4 protein-coding genes and 1 CRISPR repeat array are annotated in these 4605 nt (G+C 39.2%); all 4 genes read right to left on the bottom strand.

Annotation, left to right across the window (positions count from 1 at the left end; translation table 11 throughout):
* Nucleotides 1-103: 103 nt before the first annotated feature.
* The gene (locus FJR38_RS11245; RefSeq protein WP_168537028.1) at nt 104-1705 is read right to left on the bottom strand and encodes a NuoF family protein; all 1602 of its coding nucleotides are present in this window, start codon (nt 1703-1705) and stop codon (nt 104-106) included.
* Nucleotides 1692-2204, bottom strand: a complete 513-nt coding sequence (hoxE, locus tag FJR38_RS11240) for a bidirectional hydrogenase complex protein HoxE (protein WP_168537026.1) — start codon at nt 2202-2204, stop codon at nt 1692-1694. The genes FJR38_RS11245 and hoxE overlap by 14 nt, the downstream gene beginning before the upstream one ends.
* Before the next feature lie 192 nt (nt 2205-2396).
* The gene (locus tag FJR38_RS11235; RefSeq protein WP_168494240.1) at nt 2397-2927 is read right to left on the bottom strand and encodes a universal stress protein; all 531 of its coding nucleotides are present in this window, start codon (nt 2925-2927) and stop codon (nt 2397-2399) included.
* A 194-nt stretch (nt 2928-3121) separates the two neighbouring features.
* The gene (locus FJR38_RS11230; RefSeq protein WP_371418187.1) at nt 3122-4204 is read right to left on the bottom strand and encodes a sensor protein KdpD; all 1083 of its coding nucleotides are present in this window, start codon (nt 4202-4204) and stop codon (nt 3122-3124) included.
* A gap of 22 nt (nt 4205-4226) precedes the next feature.
* Nucleotides 4227-4549: direct repeats of the CRISPR family, unit length 37 nt; unit sequence GTTTCAATCCTCAATCACCTTTGTTGGTAATTGTCAC.
* Between the last annotated feature and the right edge of the window lie 56 nt (nt 4550-4605).

Below are 4605 nucleotides of genomic sequence, written 5' to 3'. Positions count from 1 at the left end.
TTTGGTGATTGTCAGTCGTCAGTTGTTCGTTGTCAGTTGCAAAAGAATATTTTTCTCCCCTACTTCCTCTCCCTTCTTACTGTCACCTGTCACCTGTTCCCTGTCACCTAATTAAAGCTAAATACTCATCTCGAAAATATCGCAAAGTGCTAAAAACTGGATTTGGTGCAGATTGTCCTAAACCACACAAACTTGTGTTTTTTACCATGTCACAAAGTTCCTCCAGCAAATCCAAATCAGCTAATGAAGCTTCCCCTTGACTAATCTTTGTTAACAAACCGTGTAATTGCACAGTTCCCACTCGACAAGGAATGCACTCACCACAAGATTCATCCATGCAGAATTCCATAAAAAAGCGGGCGACATCTACCATATTTGTAGTTTGATCCATCACAATCATCCCACCCGAACCCATGATTGAACCCAATGCGGTTAAAGATTCATAATCTACAGGTGTAGCAAAAGCCGACGCAGGTATACATCCCCCAGAAGGACCGCCGGTTTGTACTGCTTTAGCAATACCACCATCAGGAACACCTCCTCCCATTTCTTCCACAATTGCTTGCAAAGATGTTCCCATTGGCACTTCAATTAAACCCGTATTGCGGATTTTTCCAGCTAACGCAAATACCTTTGTACCTTTACTTTTACCAGTGCCGATATTAGCAAACCACTCCGCACCTTTACGGATAATTGGCGCGATATTGGCAAAGGTTTCCACATTGTTGATTAAGGTTGGATAGCCCCATAAACCGGACTCAGCGGGGTATGGTGGGCGGGGATGAGGGAGACCGCGTTTACCTTCAATCGAAGCCATTAAAGCCGTTTCTTCACCGCACACATAAGCACCTGCACCGATACGGATTTCTACTTTAAAATCAAAGGGAGAGTCAAAGATTTGTGAACCGAGTAGTCTTAAACGTTGGGCTTGATGAATTGCTGTTTCTAGACGTTTAATAGCAATGGGATATTCGGCTCTAATATAAATATAACCTTGATTTGCACCGATCGCATAAGCAGCGATCGCCATTCCCTCCAAAACCCGATGAGGATCACTTTCTAATACACTGCGATCCATAAATGCACCAGGATCACCTTCATCAGCATTGCAGATCACAAACTTTTTCTCGCTTGGCGATTTTGCTACCGTTGCCCATTTTAAACCCGTCGGATAACCAGCCCCACTTCGTCCCCGTAAACCGCTTTTAGTAATGGTTTCCACTACCTGAGAGGGTTTCATTTCCCGCAGCACATGGTAAAGGGCTTGATAACCATCAGCGGCAATATAAGCTTGAATCCGTTCGGGATCAATTTTACCGCTATTTTCGAGGACAATAGGCAATTGACGGCTAAAAAATGGCTGATTTAAATCACCCTGATTTAAATTTGTGACTTCTCCATTTACCCCCGCAATAATTTCTGCTGCATGCTCTGGGATAACTTTTTGATACAACTTTGATTCTGGAGAATTTGCCAAAATTTCCACCTGTACCAATGCGCCCTGACAGCACAAACGCATACAACCCACACCAGAAACTTGCACAGTATCTTGTAAACTCGCAGCTTTGACAGATGCTTCTAAATTATCTTTCACAGCTTGGGAATTAGAAGACAGACAACCCGCCGCAGTACAACACCGAATTTGTACAGATTTCTGTTGAGAACGTTCTTTTTCGGCAATTTCTAATAATTCATGTAGTTCCATTTTGCAACCATTCTCCCACTTTCTCGCAAACTGATTCCGGGGTTTGATAACCTAAAACAGCACCATCAAAAACCACAGCCGGGGCAATTCCACAAGCACCCAAACACCTAGCTGTCATCAGAGAAATTTGACCATCTGTAGTAGTTTCTCCTGCGTGAATTTGCGTAAATTTTTCCAACCGAGTGAGGATATTCTGAGCGCCTTTTACATAACAAGCAGTACCCGTACATACCACACAGTTATGAACCCCTTTCGGTGCAAGGGAAAACAAATGATAGAATGTAGCCACCCCATAAACCCGACTCGGTGGTAATTTCAGGCTATGGGAAATATAAAGCAATAAATCCAGTTCTAAATAACCAAAAAGTTCCGAAGCCCGGTGCAGAATTTCAATAAGTGCATCTTGTTGATATTGATGACGCTTAATAGTTGCGTCTAACATCTTTAAACGCTTATCTCCACTAGGATGAATTAAAGAAGGTGGAACTGATGTTTTCATTTTTTTCCACTTCAAAGAGACTGATAAGAGGTCAAAATATTTACCAATTACCGTTTGTTTTATACAAACTTCAATTTTATGTGAGACTGCACAGAATCATAAAATCCATGAATTCATCTGCGTTTATCTGCGTTTATCTGCGGTTAATAATTCTTGAAATCTTATTCTATGCAGCTTCATCATAATTTCGTATTAATTACTAAAAGTGGTAGTTTCTGAAGTAACCTCTGCCGCTTGAGAACTAATAGGAATATGGACAATTTGCACAGAACAAGGTGCATGATGTAAAACATAGTTACTCACACTACCGAGAAAGAATTCCGCCAATCCAGAACGTCCTCGTCGTCCTATAATGATTAAATCAGCATTCCAAACCGTGGCTAATTCACAAATCTTCCGTCCTGGGCTACCAGTATTTTGAGTAAATTCCGTATTAATGCCAGACGTATTTGCTTGGGCGCTAAATGACTGTAACATCTGCAAACTTTCTTTTTTGAATTTGTCCCAATGCTCTTGGTACAATTTAAATGTTTGCTCATTCCAGCCAGGATAGTAATCAATATTGGGGTAAATCAGTGCGTCAGGACTACCCTCTTCTTCTTGTGATAAAACGTGCAGTAACATTAAGTTTGCGGATGTTAACTTTGCTAAAGTTACGCCTTGTTTAAAAACTTCTCTGCTTAGTTCTGAGCGATCTAACGCCACTAAAATTTTATTAAACATATATACCTCTATATTACCTTGCCCAGCATTGACAATTACTGTATCCGGTTCAAAGCCTCCCTTAGTAACTACTCATATTTATACATAAAGAATTTGAGGAACTTGTGAGGATAGATTTCCAAGTTTGATATTTACCCTAGACAAAAAATCATAAAATTACATCTCAACTGAGATAGATTAACAAATATTAAATTTCATTTTTCAGTAGCAATAATGTGTAAATCTATTTTTTTATCTCTAATTAGCTCCAGCAATCGTTGGGTAAAAGAGCTTTTCAAGAATATTTTCCATCGTGGCTGTTGACTTTCACCGATAACTATTTGGGTGATATGATGAGTTGTTGCAACTTGGGAAATTGCTTGAGGAACATTGTTACTTTTTACCTGGATAAATTCACCACCAAATTCTTGACAGAGTTTTTCACAAGTATGAATATGCAAACTTTCTTCTTTACTAAGAAACCGTTCAGGATCTTCAATAAATACAGTATATAACTTAGCATTCATAGAATTGGCAAGTCGCGCCCCACGTCGTAATAATTGAATTGAATTAGGATAAGTAGATACACACACTAAAACTCGTTCATGAATATTGCAAATTTGTTCAGGAGAGATAGAAGTATTTGCCTCTTCTTCAACAGTATCTGCCACTTCTCTTAGTGCTAATTCTCGCAAAGCAATCAAATTACGCCGCTGAAAAAAGTTTTTTAGAGATTGCTCAATATTATTAGCGGCATAAATTTTTCCCTCCCGTAAACGTTCTTCTAAGGTTTCAGGAGTCACATCAATTACAACCACAGCGTCAGCTTCATCTAAGAGAATATCGGGAATACATTCCCGCACCACAATACCCGTAATTGCTGCGACTACATCATTCAAACTTTCCAAATGTTGAATATTAACAGTAGAGTAAACATCAATCTCTGCTGCTAACATTAATTCTACATCCTGATAGCGTTTTTCCCGATGTGAACCAGGTACATTTGTATGAGCTAATTCATCAACTAAAACCAGTTGGGGAGAACGATTTAAAATTGCCTCGGTGTCCATTTCTTCGAGGTTGATATTCTTGTAAAGAATAGTTTTTTTAGGAATTACCTCCAATCCTATAGCTTTTATAGCCGTGTCTTTGCGTCCATGAGTTTCTAAAAAGCCAATGACAACATCAATACCTTCTTGTTTAAGTTGATGTGCTTCCTCCAACATTTTATAAGTTTTCCCCACACCAGGAGCCATACCAATAAATATTTTATGTTTTCCGCGTTTGGCTGTGCGGATATAAGAATTATCGGGGGTCTTGGGTTTCATCCTCAATCACCTTTGTTGGTAACTGTCACATTATTTACATTAGTAATTGCATTAGTTTGATTTTTGTTTCAATCCTCAATCACCTTTGTTGGTAATTGTCACATATCCTGCTACCCTTTCTTACAAAGTACAACGTTTCAATCCTCAATCACCTTTGTTGGTAATTGTCACGACTCTAGAAATAACGTAGCTGAATTTCTTTTCATGTTTCAATCCTCAATCACCTTTGTTGGTAATTGTCACTGCTAAATTGCCCTCCACTTGCTCTTAGCGTTTTCGTTTCAATCCTCAATCACCTTTGTTGGTAATTGTCACTTTCTCCAGTGCCAGTTGCAATTTATATTTTTTATCGTTTCAATCCTCAATCACCT

This window comes from Anabaena sp. UHCC 0253, from assembly GCF_009712085.1.
GTDB lineage: Bacteria > Cyanobacteriota > Cyanobacteriia > Cyanobacteriales > Nostocaceae > Dolichospermum.
Note: the sequence above shows the minus strand (reverse complement) of the source record. Positions and strands in the feature narration are given on the sequence as shown.